General features: G+C 58.0%; 18 protein-coding genes and 1 tRNA gene. 8 read left to right on the forward strand and 11 right to left on the reverse strand.

Features of this window, described 5'->3' with window-relative positions; translation table 11 throughout:
• Nucleotides 1-48: 48 nt before the first annotated feature.
• On the reverse strand, nt 49-231 hold the full coding sequence (locus I9184_RS05235) for a DUF3553 domain-containing protein (protein WP_050602459.1): 183 nt from the start codon (nt 229-231) through the stop codon (nt 49-51).
• A gap of 43 nt (nt 232-274) precedes the next feature.
• Between I9184_RS05235 and I9184_RS05240 the strand changes: the two genes are divergently transcribed.
• On the forward strand, nt 275-871 hold the full coding sequence (locus I9184_RS05240; protein ID WP_209833155.1) for a histidine phosphotransferase family protein: 597 nt from the start codon (nt 275-277) through the stop codon (nt 869-871).
• On the opposite strand, the gene I9184_RS05245 is transcribed toward I9184_RS05240, so the two are convergent.
• From I9184_RS05245 to I9184_RS05290, 10 genes are all read right to left on the reverse strand, one after another.
• Nucleotides 868-2,130: a glutamate-5-semialdehyde dehydrogenase gene (locus I9184_RS05245; RefSeq protein ID WP_209833157.1), complete on the reverse strand. Its 1,263-nt coding sequence runs from the start codon at nt 2,128-2,130 to the stop codon at nt 868-870. The two genes, I9184_RS05240 and I9184_RS05245, sit on opposite strands and share 4 nt — an antisense overlap.
• 32 nt (nt 2,131-2,162) lie before the next feature.
• Nucleotides 2,163-3,269: a glutamate 5-kinase gene (proB, locus tag I9184_RS05250; RefSeq protein WP_209833159.1), complete on the reverse strand. Its 1,107-nt coding sequence runs from the start codon at nt 3,267-3,269 to the stop codon at nt 2,163-2,165.
• Nucleotides 3,257-4,291, reverse strand: coding sequence for a GTPase ObgE (obgE, locus tag I9184_RS05255; RefSeq protein WP_209833161.1), 1,035 nt, complete (start codon nt 4,289-4,291; stop codon nt 3,257-3,259). Before obgE ends, proB begins: the two co-directional genes overlap by 13 nt.
• Before the next feature lie 38 nt (nt 4,292-4,329).
• Complete coding sequence (locus tag I9184_RS05260) at nt 4,330-4,866, reverse strand: GNAT family N-acetyltransferase (RefSeq protein WP_152457964.1); 537 nt, start codon at nt 4,864-4,866, stop codon at nt 4,330-4,332.
• Nucleotides 4,863-5,471, reverse strand: coding sequence for a LysE family translocator (locus I9184_RS05265; RefSeq protein WP_171723291.1), 609 nt, complete (start codon nt 5,469-5,471; stop codon nt 4,863-4,865). The genes I9184_RS05260 and I9184_RS05265 overlap by 4 nt, the downstream gene beginning before the upstream one ends.
• On the reverse strand, nt 5,468-5,971 hold the full coding sequence (locus I9184_RS05270) for a GNAT family N-acetyltransferase (protein ID WP_171723292.1): 504 nt from the start codon (nt 5,969-5,971) through the stop codon (nt 5,468-5,470). The genes I9184_RS05265 and I9184_RS05270 overlap by 4 nt, the downstream gene beginning before the upstream one ends.
• An 84-nt stretch (nt 5,972-6,055) precedes the next feature.
• Nucleotides 6,056-6,325 carry a 50S ribosomal protein L27 gene (rpmA, locus tag I9184_RS05275; RefSeq protein ID WP_058271644.1) on the reverse strand — a complete coding sequence of 90 codons (270 nt, stop codon included), beginning with the start codon at nt 6,323-6,325 and terminating at the stop codon, nt 6,056-6,058.
• An 11-nt stretch (nt 6,326-6,336) separates the two neighbouring features.
• A complete protein-coding gene (locus tag I9184_RS05280; RefSeq protein WP_171632514.1) occupies nt 6,337-6,948 on the reverse strand; it encodes a 50S ribosomal protein L21 in 612 nt (203 codons plus the stop codon).
• A 219-nt stretch (nt 6,949-7,167) separates the two neighbouring features.
• Entirely contained in the window at nt 7,168-7,968 is an 801-nt protein-coding gene (locus I9184_RS05285; protein WP_171632517.1) for a DUF2059 domain-containing protein, read from the reverse strand.
• A complete protein-coding gene (locus I9184_RS05290; RefSeq protein ID WP_171632520.1) occupies nt 7,968-8,810 on the reverse strand; it encodes a DUF2059 domain-containing protein in 843 nt (280 codons plus the stop codon). The genes I9184_RS05285 and I9184_RS05290 overlap by 1 nt, the downstream gene beginning before the upstream one ends.
• 123 nt (nt 8,811-8,933) lie before the next feature.
• Here I9184_RS05290 and I9184_RS05295 point away from each other — a divergent pair.
• The 7 genes from I9184_RS05295 to I9184_RS05325 all read left to right on the forward strand — a co-directional run bounded on the left by I9184_RS05295 (nt 8,934) and on the right by I9184_RS05325 (nt 14,653).
• A tRNA-Ser gene (locus I9184_RS05295) sits at nt 8,934-9,023 on the forward strand.
• A gap of 259 nt (nt 9,024-9,282) precedes the next feature.
• Entirely contained in the window at nt 9,283-9,840 is a 558-nt protein-coding gene (locus I9184_RS05300; RefSeq protein ID WP_171632522.1) for a hypothetical protein, read from the forward strand.
• Between the two features lie 201 nt (nt 9,841-10,041).
• A complete protein-coding gene (locus I9184_RS05305; RefSeq protein ID WP_209833163.1) occupies nt 10,042-11,070 on the forward strand; it encodes an alcohol dehydrogenase catalytic domain-containing protein in 1,029 nt (342 codons plus the stop codon).
• 75 nt (nt 11,071-11,145) lie between these two features.
• Nucleotides 11,146-12,021: a branched-chain amino acid ABC transporter permease gene (locus tag I9184_RS05310; RefSeq protein WP_171168199.1), complete on the forward strand. Its 876-nt coding sequence runs from the start codon at nt 11,146-11,148 to the stop codon at nt 12,019-12,021.
• 3 nt (nt 12,022-12,024) lie between these two features.
• Complete coding sequence (locus I9184_RS05315) at nt 12,025-13,122, forward strand: branched-chain amino acid ABC transporter permease (RefSeq protein ID WP_209833165.1); 1,098 nt, start codon at nt 12,025-12,027, stop codon at nt 13,120-13,122.
• Complete coding sequence (locus I9184_RS05320; RefSeq protein WP_209833167.1) at nt 13,119-13,883, forward strand: ABC transporter ATP-binding protein; 765 nt, start codon at nt 13,119-13,121, stop codon at nt 13,881-13,883. Before I9184_RS05315 ends, I9184_RS05320 begins: the two co-directional genes overlap by 4 nt.
• Complete coding sequence (locus I9184_RS05325) at nt 13,880-14,653, forward strand: ABC transporter ATP-binding protein (RefSeq protein WP_171723298.1); 774 nt, start codon at nt 13,880-13,882, stop codon at nt 14,651-14,653. Before I9184_RS05320 ends, I9184_RS05325 begins: the two co-directional genes overlap by 4 nt.
• Nucleotides 14,654-14,655: the final 2 nt, after the last annotated feature.

Consider the following 14,655-nt stretch of genomic DNA (forward strand, 5'->3'; position numbering starts at 1 on the left):
CAACAAGTGGGAATCTGGTCTTTTCCGTTAACTCTTCTTAAACCAGTTTCACGGATCAAAGACCGGCATCAGGGCGATGCGTGTTCCGTCGATTACCACTTTCCCCTGCTCGCGAAAGTTTACGGTGATCTTGCCTGCGATGTTGGACTGAACCTGTCCGACACCCCATTCGGGGAAATCCGGGTGGCGAACAAACATGCCCGGTGCAAGAATAGCATTCATGTCTGTCATTTGGGGCTTCCGGTTCCTGCGGCAGATACCGCAGGAGGTATGCATGGGCAACACGAACGTCAACCTGGCTGAATTGATCGGCTCACGGATCTGCCACGATCTGATCAGCCCGATCGGGGCGATCACCAACGGGCTGGAGCTGTTGGACATGGTTGGTGCTGTCCAGGGCCCCGAGATGGAGTTGATCTCGGGCAGCGTCGGCAGTGCGGGCGCGCGTATCCGGTTTTTTCGGGTTGCCTTCGGATCAGCAGGAGAACAGCCGCTGGGCCGCGCCGAAGTGGCCGAACTGCTCAAGGACATCGAACGCACCGGACGGGTGCGGGTAAACTGGTTTATGACCGAGCCCATGCCGCGCAACCAAATCAAGCTGGCGTTCCTTGCGCTCATGTGCTGCGAAAGTGCCATGCCGATGGGCGGAGAGGTTGAGATCGAGAACCAAGGCGCCAATTGGACAGTGACCGGAACTGCCGACAAGTTGAACGTAGACAATACCGTATGGAAACACGTTGCAACCGGCCGGTTCCCCAACAAGATTACCCCCGCACAGGTCCAGTTCGCTCTGCTGCCGGAAACGGCAAACGCGATGGGTCGGCGCGTTTCCGTGGAAGCCGCTGCGACCCGCCTTGTGCTGCGTTTTTAATCCCGAATCGTTCCGTTCCCGCGCACCAGATATTTGAAACTGGTCAACTGGGCGGCCCCCACCGGGCCGCGGGCATGCATTTTGCCCGTGGCGATACCGATCTCGGCGCCCATCCCGAATTCACCACCATCGGCGAACTGAGTCGAAGCGTTGTGCATCAGAATCGCGCTATCCAAGCGCTCAAAGAAACGGGCCGCGGCCCTGTCATCCTCGGTCATGATACAGTCGGTATGGTTCGACCCGTAATGTTGGATATGCGCGATGGCGGCGTCGATATCGACGACGGGCTTGGCCGCGATCACGCTGTCCAGAAACTCTTTTCCCCAATCCTCCGCCGTCGCGGGAATTGTACCCTCGACCGCAGGTGCGCCTTCGGCGTGTACCTCGACCCCTGCTTTCAGCAGCGCGGCGATCACGTCACGCCCCAGCGTTTCGGCGATGTCCTGATGGATCAGCAGGCATTCGGCAGCGCCGCAAATCCCGGTACGGCGCGTCTTGGCGTTCAACACCACGTCCAGCGTTTTCTGCGGATCAGCGGCCTTGTCGACATAGATGTGCACGATGCCTTCAAGATGGGCAAAAACAGGCACACGGGCCTCACGCTGGACCAGCCCGACCAACCCCTTGCCGCCGCGCGGAACGATGACGTCGACATAGTCGGTCATGGTCAGCAATTCCTGAACCGCCGCACGGTCACGCGTCGGCACCAGTTGAATCGCATCTTCCGGCAGATCGGCGGCCTTCAGCCCCTCGACCAGGCAGGCATGAATAGCAGTCGAAGAATGAAAGCTCTCGGAGCCGCCGCGCAGAATGACGGCATTTCCGGATTTCAGACACAGCGCACCTGCGTCGGCCGTGACATTGGGGCGGCTTTCATAGATCACGCCGATCACACCCAGCGGGGTGCGTACGCGTTGGATTTTCAATCCGGTCGGGCGGTCCCATTCGGCCAGCACTTCGCCCACCGGATCGGTCTGTTCAGCCACCGCGCGCAGACCATCGACTATGCCCTGAACACGCGCCTCATCCAGCATCAGCCGATCCATCATCGCCGGGCTCAGACCTTTTTCTCGGCCGAACTCCAGATCCTTCCGGTTGGCTTCGATGATCTGCGCCCGATTGACCCAAACCGCGTCGGCTGCTGCAATCAGGGCGGCATGTTTGCGTTCTGGGCTCGCAAAAGCCAGATCGCGCGATGCCGCTTTGGCACGTTTCCCGAGATCAGCCATCAGAGCGGGAATGCTGTCGAAATCTTTCATGTCGCGTGCCTTTCAGGTCGTCTTTTCAGTATTTACAGGGCCAGATCATCCCGGTGAATCAAGGCCGCACGGCCGGGATATCCAAGGGTCGCCTCGATCTCGGACGACTTGCGCCCCTTGATCGCGTCAGCCTCCTGCGCGGTGTAACGGCTGATCCCCTGCGCAAGCCGGCGGGCTTTGGAGTCAAGGATCGCGACAGGGTCGCCGCGCCCGAAATCGCCGGTCACTTCAACAATGCCCGCGGGCAACAGGCTTTTGCCATTTGCCAGGGCGTTGGCAGCCCCTTCATCGATGGTGATTTCGCCACGCGGTTTCATGGCTGAAATCCAACGCTTGCGCGCAGCGTGCGGATCCAGCGTTGCGGTAAACCACGTACAGTTTGCGCCATTTTCCAGCGTTTTCAGAGGGTTCAGAACCGACCCTTCCGTGATCGCCATCGCACATCCGCCCGCGGTGGCCATCTTGGCAGCCAGCAGCTTTGTCTTCATTCCGCCCTTTGACAAGCCAGAGCCCGCATCGCCCGCCATGGCTTCGATCTCGGGCGTGATCTTGTCGATTGTTTCGAAACGCGTGGCCGAGGCGTCCTCGTTGGGGTTGCCCGAATAGAAACCATCGACATCCGACAGCAGGATCAACTGGTCCGCCCCCACGGTCACCGCGATTTGCGCGGCCAGACGATCATTGTCGCCATACCGGATCTCATCCGTTGCCACGGTATCGTTTTCGTTGACGATCGGCACGACACCCAAACCCAGCAGAGTTTCCAGGGTCGCGCGCGAATTCAGATAGCGGCGGCGATCCTCGCTGTCCTCCAATGTCACCAAAACCTGCGCCGTGGTGATCCCATGAGGCGTCAACGCCTCTTCATATGCGCGCGCCAGACGAATTTGCCCGACGGCAGCGGCGGCTTGCGACTTTTCCAAAGGCAATGTCGCCATGGACAGCCCCAAAACGCCGCGGCCCAGTGCAATCGACCCGGACGAGACGAGGATTACATCTATCCCCTGCCCCTTGAGCCATGCGACATCCTGCGCCAACGAAAACAACCATTCCTTGCGCAACAGGCCGGTTTCGCGATCAACAAGCAAAGCCGACCCAATTTTGACAACCAATCGGCGCGCTGAAGTCAGGGTTGCCAAGGCTGCGTCTCCTCAGCGGGTTTCTGACGAACACGATTGTCATCGATCTGGCCGCGCAACGCACGCAAAACCTCGGTTACACCTTGATGAGCAACACCGGACATCATCATCACAGGGCCGCCAACGGCCTCTTCAAGCTCGGCTTTGGCCAAATCACGTTCTTCGTCATCCAGTGCATCGACCTTGTTCAGGACGGTGATCCGGGGTTTCTGGGCCAGTTCGCCACCATAGGCCTCAAGCTCGTGGATAATTGTGCGGTAATCATCGGCAACCGTTTCCGAGGTACCATCGACAAGATGCAGCAGCACGGCGCAGCGCTCAACATGACCAAGAAAGCGGTCGCCTATCCCGCGTCCTTCATGCGCGCCTTCGATCAGGCCGGGGATGTCAGCCACCACGAATTCCACGTTGTCGACCCCCACGACACCCAGATTTGGGTGCAGCGTGGTAAACGGATAATCCGCGATCTTGGGCCGCGCGTTTGACGTGGCTGCAAGAAAGGTCGATTTGCCTGCATTCGGCATGCCCAGCAGGCCCACATCGGCGATCAGCTTCAGACGCAGCCAGATCGTGCGGTCAATGCCCGCCTGCCCCGGATTTGCACGCCGGGGGGCCTGGTTGGTGGCCGATTTGAAGTGCAGATTGCCGAAACCGCCATTGCCCCCTTTCGCCAGTAGAACGCGCTGTCCCACCTCGGTCAGATCGCAGATGACGGTTTCTTCATCCTCATCCAGGATCTCGGTGCCAACAGGCACACGCAGGACAATGTCATCGCCATCCTTGCCGGTACGTTGCTGCCCCCTGCCCGGCTGGCCGTTCTTGGCAAAGAAATGCTGCTGATACCGGAAGTCGATCAGGGTGTTCAGCCCGTCCACGACTTCGGCCCAGACAGAACCGCCCTTACCGCCGTCCCCGCCATCAGGGCCGCCGTATTCGATGTATTTTTCGCGTCGGAAGCTGACGCAGCCGCTACCGCCGGCCCCGGACCGGATGTAGACCTTTGCAAGATCGAGAAATTTCATGGTCTGTCCCCTACTGCAAAGGCCCCATCGGCCACAAGTCAGAGTTTTTTACTGTATGTCCAGGTGGGCACATTCGCATCACGCGCCACCGAATAGCTTTCTGCATCGCCAAGATACTGGAACCCGCAATGAGTCAGGACCCGGGCCGACGCCGGATTGTCTTGAAACACGCTGGCAAACATCGTCGCGTTTTTCAGCGGGTTGGCATTTACCAGTGCTTCGACAGCCATCGACGCAATGCCAGTGTTCCAGTAGATCGGCGCCACCCAATAGCCGACTTCGGACTGGTTCCGATCCAGCCGCTTCAGCGTGATCAGACCAATCAGTTCCGGACCGCCGTCTTTGGTGGCATCCATGACCCATACGTCCTCGTCCCGGTCCTCGGCCATCGAGCGCGTCACAAAGGCCTCGGTCGAGCCGGGGGCCAAAGGATGTGCAATACTCGTCGTCATGCGTGCCACACGCTCATCGCCGGCATAGTGCTCGATCAGCCCCATATCCGACCGGCGCAGAGGGCGCAGATCGAACCGCTCGGTTTCTATGACCGGCTGATTTATTATTGTTTCAAGTTTCATGAGTGTGTTCCTCCTCCGAACAACACGAAAAGTACGGACGCAACAGTGAGACTGGCTAACGTCCACATCAGATATTTTTCCGCGGGCCGACCTTCAACCACGTGGGCAATTCTATCTCCGGCAAAAGTCCAGATCGGGTGTAAAATCACCTGGCAAAACAATAAACAGAGAGCGATCGTGAACGTCGCGTTAAGGCTGGACGTGCCAGCCGCGACAAAGCCGGTAAACCCGGCAATGATCATCGCCCAAGCTTTTGGATTAAGGGGATGAACGATCAAACCCGCCCAAAAACCGGGCACCTCTGCGGCGGTTTCACCGCGCGTAAGGCGCATGTTGGCAATTTTCCACGCAAGCCAGCAGATATACGCCGCCGAGGCGTATTTCAGCACCAAAAAGACAAACGGTGCCTGATCCGCAAGCTGCAACAGTCCAAATCCAACGGGCCAGATGATCAGCTGCTTACCCAGGATCACCCCACCCACGAATGGCAGCGCGGCCCGAAAGCCATAGCGCGCACCAGTGCCCAGCAGGACCATATTGGCGGGTCCCGGTGTGCCGATCTGACTGGCGGCGAAGATCAGGAAACTGGTGGTGGCGACCGTCATGTCCGCGCTTCCCATGTGTTCCTCTGCAGTTCCATCCACTGCAGAGCCACAGCTTCGCCGGTCGAACGCACAACGGTTTCAGACCGCGAAGTTGGAACAAAGCCAAGCTTGGACAGCACCAAACGCGAGCGTTCATTGCCAAGATGGTAAGAAGCCTTCAGGCTATTGCTGTCGCCTTTGAAGTGACGGTGAACAACGGCGCCTGCGCTTTCGGTGGCAAAACCTTGCCCCCAATAGGACTGTCCTAACCAATACCCGAGTTCGTCACCTGCAGATACAGTTCCGATCAGTTTGCCGTCTTTTTCAATCGCAAACGCATCGTAAACTTGTGACGCCAAATTGGTGACAAAGTTCTCCGCGTCTTCAATGCTAAAAGGAAACGGAATGCTGGTTACCCAGCGCGCCACATCGAGGTCATTCAGAAGCGTGACCAGACGCGACGAATCCTCACGCCGGAACCGACGCAGGACAAGACGCTCTGTTTTAATCACTTCGGTCATGAGACCACTCCTGAAAACGAGAAAGGGGACCGGCACTTTGTGCCGGTCCCCCATGAATTTTTCTTAAACCTTCTGGGTTTCGGCTTACTCTGCGGCCTCCGCCACTGGCAGGACCGAAATAAAGGTGCGGTTTTTCAGTCCCTTGTGGAACTTCACGGCGCCATCCACAGTTGCAAAGATGGTGTGATCTTTGCCCATGCCTACGCCTTCGCCCGGCCAAAACTTGGTGCCGCGCTGACGCACGATGATGTTGCCTGAAATGGCGGCCTGGCCACCATACAGTTTGACGCCAAGGCGGCGACCCGCTGAGTCGCGACCGTTACGGGAGGAACCGCCAGCTTTTTTATGTGCCATTCTCTCTCTCCTTAGCCTTTGGCCAGCTCTTTGGCCTGCTCAACCCATTCGGGTTTCACTTTGACCGTTTCGATAGCAGCAATCTGCTCGTCCGACAAGGCGGCCAGAGCGGCAAAGCTCTCGATACCGGCTTCAACCAGCTTTTTGGCAGCGGCAGGGCCGACACCGTTCAGCTTGGTCAGATCGTCAGCGGCAGCAGCGGCGGGTGCCTCTGCTTTGGCTGCAGCTTTCTTGGCAGGCTTAGCAGCAGGTGCCGCTTCGCCAGCCGGAGCCGAACCGGTTGCAGCCTTGATGCCCGACTTGTCAGCGCCCGACGACAGGATGTCGGTGATCTTGACCAGAGTCAGCTTCTGACGGTGGCCAACGGTACGCTTCGAGCTGTGCTTACGACGGCGCTTGACGAACTTGATGACCTTGTCACCTTTGATCTGTTCGATCACTTCGGCCTGTACGCCTGCGCCTTCAACGAAAGGTGCGCCAACAACCGGAGCGTCACCGCCCAGCATCAGAACATCGTTGAATTGAACTTTTTCACCTGCGTCGGCAGCCAGCTTTTCAACGCGGAGGATATCACCCGCCTGAACCTTGTACTGCTTGCCGCCAGTCTTGAGGACCGCAAACATGCGTCTTTCCTTTGTCTAACCGCGTTCTGTGGTCCCCTTCCGGGAGTTTTCGGCCCCAAGACACTTGAAAGCCACCTCGAACAGCGCGCCCTTTTCGGGCTGTGTGAATGACCATCAGGACATCCCAAGGGTCAAATAATAACGATACCCGGCACGGAAAACCGGCCGGGATGCGCGCTTATCCATAGATCGCCGGGAAAAGTCAACACCAAAGCGTCGTCAGAGATCAGACGCCCTGAGTGTCTGTGCGACCGTCCGCCCCAATCGGAAAGAGATATCGTTGAACATCCGGTCAAAGCCGTCAAACAGCGCCTCATTCAGGGCGCGCCCGGTTTCGGTTCTGGAAAACGCAATATTCTCGCGCATCTGGGCCTCGTCCAAGGGCCGATAGGCCATCAGAAGAAAAGAATAAAGCCACGCCTCGGTTTCTGCTGCGCGGCTTTCTTTCTGTGAAAGAAGTTCGGCCAGCAATTCCTGATCGTCGCCTTGCGCATCGACATCAAGACCCTGAAAGAAGCTGAAGTCGGAACTCAGCGCCCCATGAACGTTCTTTTCGACAAGGTCATTCGCCTGGATGTACTCATCGACCAACTCGAAACGGGTCGAGTCGCGCTCAACGGACTCGTAAGCTTCGCGGGCCATGTCCTCGATGGCCTGGTCCGACATCGCCTGCCGGGCCGAGTTTTCCAGCGACACGATCGTCTGACCAAGATCGCTTTCGAAAAACAGGATCGCCTGATCAAGCTGGGCAACGGACAGACCCGCCTCAAAGGCATCCGTCAGGAATTCCTGCATCCAGACCGGGTCGTAAATATCTTTGACCTGCGCTTCAAAATAGGCGCCGCCGGTATTGTCCAACAGCGTTTCGTCAAGTTCCTCGCGGTGACCCTGACCTTCCTGTACGAGAATTTCCATCACATGCGACAAGTGCATGGCCTGCGCCAGCCGGTCGACCTTTTGATCGGCCAGCAATTGTGCGCCCCACAGAACAAACGCAATCGTCAGAAAAACGCGGTGCATCAAATATCCTGCGCGGGATGCAGTTCGGCCATTCGGGCCGCAAGTACTTCGAACCGCATGGCCATGATTTCGTATTGGATCGCGTTCAGCAATTCATACACTTCCTGCATCAGGGGTTGTTCCAGCGCCTCGACATACGAGTCGACATCCGCATCGGAAAAGTCCTGATAGGTATAGGCTGCCCCCGCAAGGCTGGACAGTTGCAGTGACTGGCGCATACCGGCTTCGTTCCGCTTCATCAGCGCACGCAATTCATCCGCATCAAGTTGCAGGTCAATGACACCTGAAGCGCTGGCTGCCAGAAGAAAACGCACCTGAATTTCTTGCAGGGCCCGCACTGCGGTACCGGTCGAATCGATCGCCTTGTTCATACGCTTGAAACTTTCGACCCGTTGCGATCCGTCCTTGATCAGGTTTGCGATGATTTTTTGGCCTTCCAGCTGCTTAGCTTCATCGTCCTCAAGCATATGCGAGACGTTCTCGGCCTCTACCAGGCGCTGCCCCAGATCCGACGCATAAAAGTCAACCGCGTGTGTCAGGGCCTCATCACTCAGAGTTTGTTCGAGGATGGAAACCGCGGTCTCATGCATGGCGCCGACGTCAAAGACTTCGTCTGCCAGACGCGTCCAATCCGATCCGAATCCATCCGGGTCAATCCCCAGCATCTGGGGGGCAGACCTCGAGCTTAGCGCGATGCTTTCCAGGGCAACGTCAAACCCGGTCGTGGTCAGAAAGGCCTCTATCCGATCGCGGCTGGCGGCGGAAAGTTCCATGGGGATCAGAACAAGCGCAAAGAGCGGGGCCAGAAACCAAAAGGCGGAGCGGCGTACAAACTGTATCATAGATATCAGACTAGGAGTTTTGCGCTGGCAGGCAACGGAAAATCCCGGGTTTCTTCAATTCCCGAATTTTCTGCTTGCACCCCTGCCCGTTCCTCACTAAATCCCCCCCTCACAGACCCCCGCGGAGAGGTGCCGGAGTGGTCGAACGGGGCGGTCTCGAAAACCGTTGTGGGTGCAAGCCCACCCAGGGTTCGAATCCCTGTCTCTCCGCCACTTTTCCAATGTTGGCTCAATGCTGCCTTTGGCCCACAGGAAGCGCCCGAAAATTGGTTGCGTCTGCAGGCCATTCCCGGCGGATCGCTGCCAAAACCGGTCGCCTCATCTTTGTGCAGGCGTGTTCTTGCCGCGTTTCAAAGGACAATGAGCATAGCCCGGCTTATACTCTATTCTGCTGAGAATTATCGGGAATTCCCCTTTGTACCTGAGTTATTTTTAGCGCATCCCGGCGACACAATTTCCAAAGGAGACACACATGTCGCGTACTCTTATTCTTGCCATCGTCATCGCCGCAATTGGCGCTGGCGGATACTATTACCTCAATCAACCCGAACCCACACCCGCTGAGCGTTTGGAAACTGCGGCAGAAGAAGCCGCCGAAGCGGTGACCGACGCAGCTTCATCTGTACAGGACGCTGCCTCTGACGCTGTCGATGCCGCGACCGAACAAGTCGCCGAAGCAGCTTCGTCGCTGACGGACCAAGCGACAGAAGCCGCGTCATCGGTTGCAGATCAGGCAAGCGAAGCAGCGTCATCGGTGGCGGATCAGGCCTCTGATGCGGCTCAGGAGGCCAGCGATCAGGTGGCCGCGCTGGCCGGTCAGGGGCAGGAGTTGCTGAACTCATGGATTCAGGAAGGCAAGCTGGACCCGACCAACTTCGACTATGATGGCATTATGACATCCATTCAGGACAGCACTCTGGCCACCGATCTGAAAGATCAGGCGATCAAGATTGTGAACGATATCAAGGATTCGCCTGAAACGATTGTTCAGAAAATTCAGGAACTAACCAACCTGCTGACCCAACAGTAAAGTGTTGAAGGCCGATCCACGGGTCGGCCTTTGCCCCTGGGCGCATCTGCGCTGCCCCTACGTTACGGTGTCGTTGAATTGACCTCTTGCGCGGCTTTTGATTGGCTGTGCCTGACAAAATGCCCGCGCCCTGCCCGACTGGTCTGAAGGCTTTTCGGACAAGGCGCGCGCTTTGATTCAGCCAAATTCGAGGATCAACCGATGACCGACCTGCCCCAGACTATGTTCGCCGCAATCCTTAAGCATGACGGGTATTCCGGTACGGCCACCGGACCGGCCATTGAAACCGCCGCCGACTGGCTGGAAGAAGCCGAAGTTCCCACGCCTGAACCCGGCCCGGGCCAGGTGCTGACCCGTTTGCGCGCGGCTTCGGTCAATCCGTCCGATCTGCATTTCATCAAGGGTGAATACGGGCAGCCGAGGGTCAAGGGATCCCCCGCCGGATTTGAAGGATGCGGAGACGTCGTGGCCGCAGGAAAGGGCGCCGAGGCCTTGCAAGGGCAACGCGTTGCGTTCGTCGCCGACGGATCGGGGGCCTGGGCGGAATATGTCGTCACACAGATGCAGATGTGCATCCCTCTGCGCCCTGATATCTCGGACGATGACGGGGCCGCCCAGATCGTCAATCCAATGACGGCGATGGCTATGGTGGATATGGCCAAGGCCGACGGCGATGCCTTCGTGGTATCAGCCGCGACCAGCCAGTTGGGCAAGCTGATGTGCAGCCTTGGTCGGGATCTGGGTTTGAAGCCGATCGCTTTGGTACGCCGGGCCGAGACGGCAGGGATGTTGAAAGACCTTGGCGCGGTCGAAGTGCTTGTGACAACCGACGAAAACATTGTCGCAAAGTTTGCGGATCTGAGCGCGCAGTTGAAACCGCGCGTGTTTCTGGATGCCGTGACGGACCAATTGTCCGAACAATTGTTCTGCGCCATGCCCAACCGGGCGCGCTGGATCAGTTATGGCAAGCTTTCTACCGAGGCGCCGACACTGACTCAGACAGGGCAGTTGATTTTCATGGGAAAGCGGATCGAAGGGTTCTGGCTGACAAGCTGGATGATGTCGACCCCGCCCGCCGATCAGATGCGAGTTGTGGCCGAAGTTCAGGCCCGGTTTGCCGACGGGCGCTGGAAAACGGATGTTTCTGAACACCTTACACTCAGAAATCTTGTGCCAAACCTGGCTGATGCGCTGAAAAAGAGTGACGGCAAGGTGATAATAACGCCATAGTAGAACAAACCCGCGTCACCGGAGGATGCGCGCGGGCGGAACGCGACACCGGCAAACCGGTCGAGGGAGGACAGTTTGGATAACGCGCAGCTGCTGATCAGCGGACTGGCAAACGGGTGTGTCTATGGCCTGATCGCGCTTGGCTTTGTTCTGATCTACAAGGCGACCGAAGCGGTGAACTTCGCACAGGGCGATTTCATGATGCTGGGGGCCTTTGTCACCATCGGCCTGACCAACACCGAATATATGGGCCTGCCGTTCTGGCTGGCCCTGCCGATCTCGCTGGGGATCATGGGGGCATTGGGATATCTTCTGGATCGCCTGATCATCCGTCGCCTGTTTGGCGAAAGTCAGACCGCCGTCGTTATCCTGACCATCGCCCTGGGCTTTGTGATCCGTTTCGTGGCCGGATTGATCTGGGGGCACGAACCGCAAACGCTGCAAAACCCGCTTGCGGGGAAAGAGCTGCGCTTTGGCGGCCTTGTACTGGGGCTGGAGGATGTCGCCGTGATCGTCGTCACCATCCTGCTGACATGGGGCCTTTACGTCTTTTTCAACCGTTCCAAACTCGGGCTGGCGATGCAGGGGGCGTCGCAAAACCAGCTGGCGGCGTATTACATGGGCGTGCCTGTCAAGCGGGTTCAGGGGTTCATCTGGGCGCTGGCCGGGATCGTTGCGGGGATTGCAGGAATTCTGTTCGCCGCCAAGGGCGCCGTGGATCCGACAACGGGATTGCTGGGAATCAAGGCATTTGCCGCCGCCGTCATCGGCGGGTTCGGAAGCCTGCCCGGGGCGCTGGCCGGCGGTCTTGTCGTCGGGGTGATCGAGCCCTTCGCCAGCCGCTATATAGCGGCGGGTTACAGCCAGATCGCGCCATACGCCCTGCTGCTGGCGGTGCTGATCTTTCGCCCCAACGGGTTGTTCAGTCAGGTTCGGGTCAAAAAGGTCTGAGCCATGCGGATCATCTTCAAAACCGACTACATGCAGGATATCCGCCCGTGGAAAGACCGTTACCAGCTTGTCCTGTATCTGATCCTTCTGACAGTCGTTGCCGCAGCCCCCTGGTGGCTGGATGAGTTCTATCTGGGCGAGCTGACCAACGTCCTGATCTGGGCCATCGCCGGGTTGGGTCTGACGGTCCTGACCGGGCATACAGGGCAAGTCAGTCTGGGCCACGCAGCCTTTCTGGCTTTTGGCTGCTATGCCAACGTTGCCCTGATTGAAGCCGGGGTGCCCTTTCTTATCGCTTTTCCGCTGGCCGGCATCCTGACGGGGATCGCGGGCGTGACCGTTGCGATCCCTGCCCTGCGCCTGCATGGCATCTATCTGGCCATCTTCACCATGGCTCTTTCGATCCTGATGGACGACATCATCGTTTTGTCCGAACCCATCACCGGCGGCGTTGCAGGCAAATATGTCGGCGGGGTCGAAATCTTCGGCCATTTGGTGGACCGCTGGGGAACGCCCGATCAGTTTTTCTGGCTGGTCCTGACCGTCGCCGTGCTGGTCACACTGGGATATATCAACCTGCTGCGCGCGCCTTTGGGGCGCAGCTTCATCGCGGTGCGCGACTCGGAGGTTTCGGCCCAGGCGATGGGCATCGACATCGCGCGGACAAAGATGATCTCTTTCGCGTTGTCCTGCGCGGTGACGGGCTGGGCCGGGGCGCTGATGGGATTGTTCGCCGGAGCGTTTAACAACGAAACCTTCAGTGTTCTGATCTCGATCCAACTGCTTATGATGATCGTCATCGGCGGGCTGGGGTCGATCCACGGCGCGTTTCTGGGCGCGATCGTGATCGGGTTCCTGCCGCAGTTTCTGTCGATCTCAAAAGAATATGCCGGCGCCCTGTTCGGCGGCAATACAGTCGCCATTCCGGGGTTGGAGTTCGGCATCTTCGGCATGATCCTGATCGCTTTCATCCTGTTCGAACCCATGGGCATCTATGGCCGCTGGCTGAAAATCCGCACCTGGTTCGAGCTGTTCCCCTTCTATCGAAAAGACATGTTCAAACGGCAGAAATCCTATCTCAAGACGGAGCGTCTGAGATGAGCTTGCTGGAGTTCGAAAATGTCACCCTCAAGTTCGGCGGCCTGACGGCGGTGGATAACCTGTCATTCGACGTTCGGGATGGTGAAGTCTTTGCCATCGTCGGCCCAAACGGTGCGGGCAAGTCCACTGTTTTCAACCTGATTTCCCGGTTCTACGATCCCGTTGACGGGGCGATCCGGTATGACGGTCATGATCTGCTTCGGGTCAAACCGTCCGGTGTCGCCGCCTATGGCGTCGCGCGGACATTTCAGAACATCGAGCTGTTCGAACACGCAACCGTCCTGCAAAACCTGCTGGTCGGACGCCACCGCCACCGCTGGACAAACCTGATTTCCGAGATTCTTTTCACCCCGTCGGCAAAGCGACAGGAACTGGAAAACCGCGAGAAAGTGGAACGGATCATCGACTTTCTCGACCTGCAAGCCTATCGCGACAAGATGATATCGGGGCTGCCCTACGGCGTACGCAAAGTGGTCGAAGTTGCACGGGCTTTGGCAACTGACCCAAAACTCTTGCTGCTGGATGAGCCGGCCTCGGGGTTGTCCGTGGAAGAAACAACGGACATGCGTTGGTGGATCAATGATATCCGACGGCAGATGGGCATCACCGTTTTGATGGTAGAACATGACATGGGCCTGGTCTCGGGCGTGTCAGACCGGGTTCTGGCCATGGCAGACGGCGCAAAACTGGCGCTTGGGACCCCGGCCGAAGTTCAATCGCACCCGGCAGTGATCGAAGCCTACCTTGGGAAAGCTTCATGAGCGCGCCAATCCTGAAAATCCGCAATGTCGAAAGCTTTTATGGCCCGATAATGGCCATTCGCGGTGTTTCACTGGACGTTCACGAAGGTACGATTGTCTCGATCCTTGGCGCAAACGGTGCCGGCAAGACGACGTTGATGAAAACCGTCTCGGGGGTGATGGACCCGGAAAAAGGCACGGTCACCTTTGATGGAGACGACATTCAGGGGGCCGAGCCGCATACCGTCGTCCAGCGCGGGATCGTGCATGTACCCGAAGGGCGCGAGGTGTTTCCTCTGCTCACCGTCGATGAAAACCTGAGCCTCGGCGCGTATACCCGAACGGACAAAGTGCAGATCGACCAGGATCGCGAGCTTGTTTTCAGTTACTTTCCCGTTCTCAAAGATCGTCGCACGCAAGAGGCCGGTACCCTTTCGGGCGGGCAGCAACAGATGCTGGCAATCGGACGGGGGCTGATGGCCCGTCCCCGCATCATGCTGCTGGATGAGCCGTCACTGGGTCTGTCACCGCTTTTGGTGCAGGAAATATTCGCCATTCTGAAACGTCTGAACGAAGAACAGCATATGACGATGCTTCTGGTCGAACAGAACGCCAATGCGGCGTTGCGGTTGGCGCATCATGGATACGTGATGGAGGTAGGCCGCATCGTCATGGACGGTGCCGCGGATACGTTGCTGAAATCCGAAGACATCCAGAACTTCTATCTTGGCGTGCAGGAAGAAGGCGCACGCGAAAGCCGCCGTTGGAAACGCAAGAAGACGTGGAGGTAAGC

Origin of the sequence: Ruegeria sp. HKCCE3926, from assembly GCF_017872515.1 — a bacterium.
In the GTDB taxonomy this organism is placed as follows: Bacteria; Pseudomonadota; Alphaproteobacteria; order Rhodobacterales; family Rhodobacteraceae; genus Ruegeria.

Bases quoted from the DNA above. Each gene is read 5' to 3' on its own strand.
- I9184_RS05235 (WP_050602459.1), bottom strand. From the start codon at position 231: ATGACAGACATGAATGCTATTCTTGCACCGGGCATGTTTGTTCGCCAC.
- I9184_RS05240 (WP_209833155.1), top strand. From the start codon at position 275: ATGGGCAACACGAACGTCAACCTGGCTGAATTGATCGGCTCACGGATC.
- I9184_RS05245 (WP_209833157.1), bottom strand. From the start codon at position 2,130: ATGAAAGATTTCGACAGCATTCCCGCTCTGATGGCTGATCTCGGGAAA.
- obgE (WP_209833161.1), bottom strand. From the start codon at position 4,291: ATGAAATTTCTCGATCTTGCAAAGGTCTACATCCGGTCCGGGGCCGGC.
- I9184_RS05260 (WP_152457964.1), bottom strand. From the start codon at position 4,866: ATGAAACTTGAAACAATAATAAATCAGCCGGTCATAGAAACCGAGCGG.
- I9184_RS05265 (WP_171723291.1), bottom strand. From the start codon at position 5,471: ATGACGGTCGCCACCACCAGTTTCCTGATCTTCGCCGCCAGTCAGATC.
- I9184_RS05270 (WP_171723292.1), bottom strand. From the start codon at position 5,971: ATGACCGAAGTGATTAAAACAGAGCGTCTTGTCCTGCGTCGGTTCCGG.
- rpmA (WP_058271644.1), bottom strand. From the start codon at position 6,325: ATGGCACATAAAAAAGCTGGCGGTTCCTCCCGTAACGGTCGCGACTCA.
- I9184_RS05280 (WP_171632514.1), bottom strand. From the start codon at position 6,948: ATGTTTGCGGTCCTCAAGACTGGCGGCAAGCAGTACAAGGTTCAGGCG.
- I9184_RS05285 (WP_171632517.1), bottom strand. From the start codon at position 7,968: ATGCACCGCGTTTTTCTGACGATTGCGTTTGTTCTGTGGGGCGCACAA.
- I9184_RS05290 (WP_171632520.1), bottom strand. From the start codon at position 8,810: ATGATACAGTTTGTACGCCGCTCCGCCTTTTGGTTTCTGGCCCCGCTC.
- I9184_RS05300 (WP_171632522.1), top strand. From the start codon at position 9,283: ATGTCGCGTACTCTTATTCTTGCCATCGTCATCGCCGCAATTGGCGCT.
- I9184_RS05305 (WP_209833163.1), top strand. From the start codon at position 10,042: ATGACCGACCTGCCCCAGACTATGTTCGCCGCAATCCTTAAGCATGAC.
- I9184_RS05315 (WP_209833165.1), top strand. From the start codon at position 12,025: ATGCGGATCATCTTCAAAACCGACTACATGCAGGATATCCGCCCGTGG.
- I9184_RS05320 (WP_209833167.1), top strand. From the start codon at position 13,119: ATGAGCTTGCTGGAGTTCGAAAATGTCACCCTCAAGTTCGGCGGCCTG.
- I9184_RS05325 (WP_171723298.1), top strand. From the start codon at position 13,880: ATGAGCGCGCCAATCCTGAAAATCCGCAATGTCGAAAGCTTTTATGGC.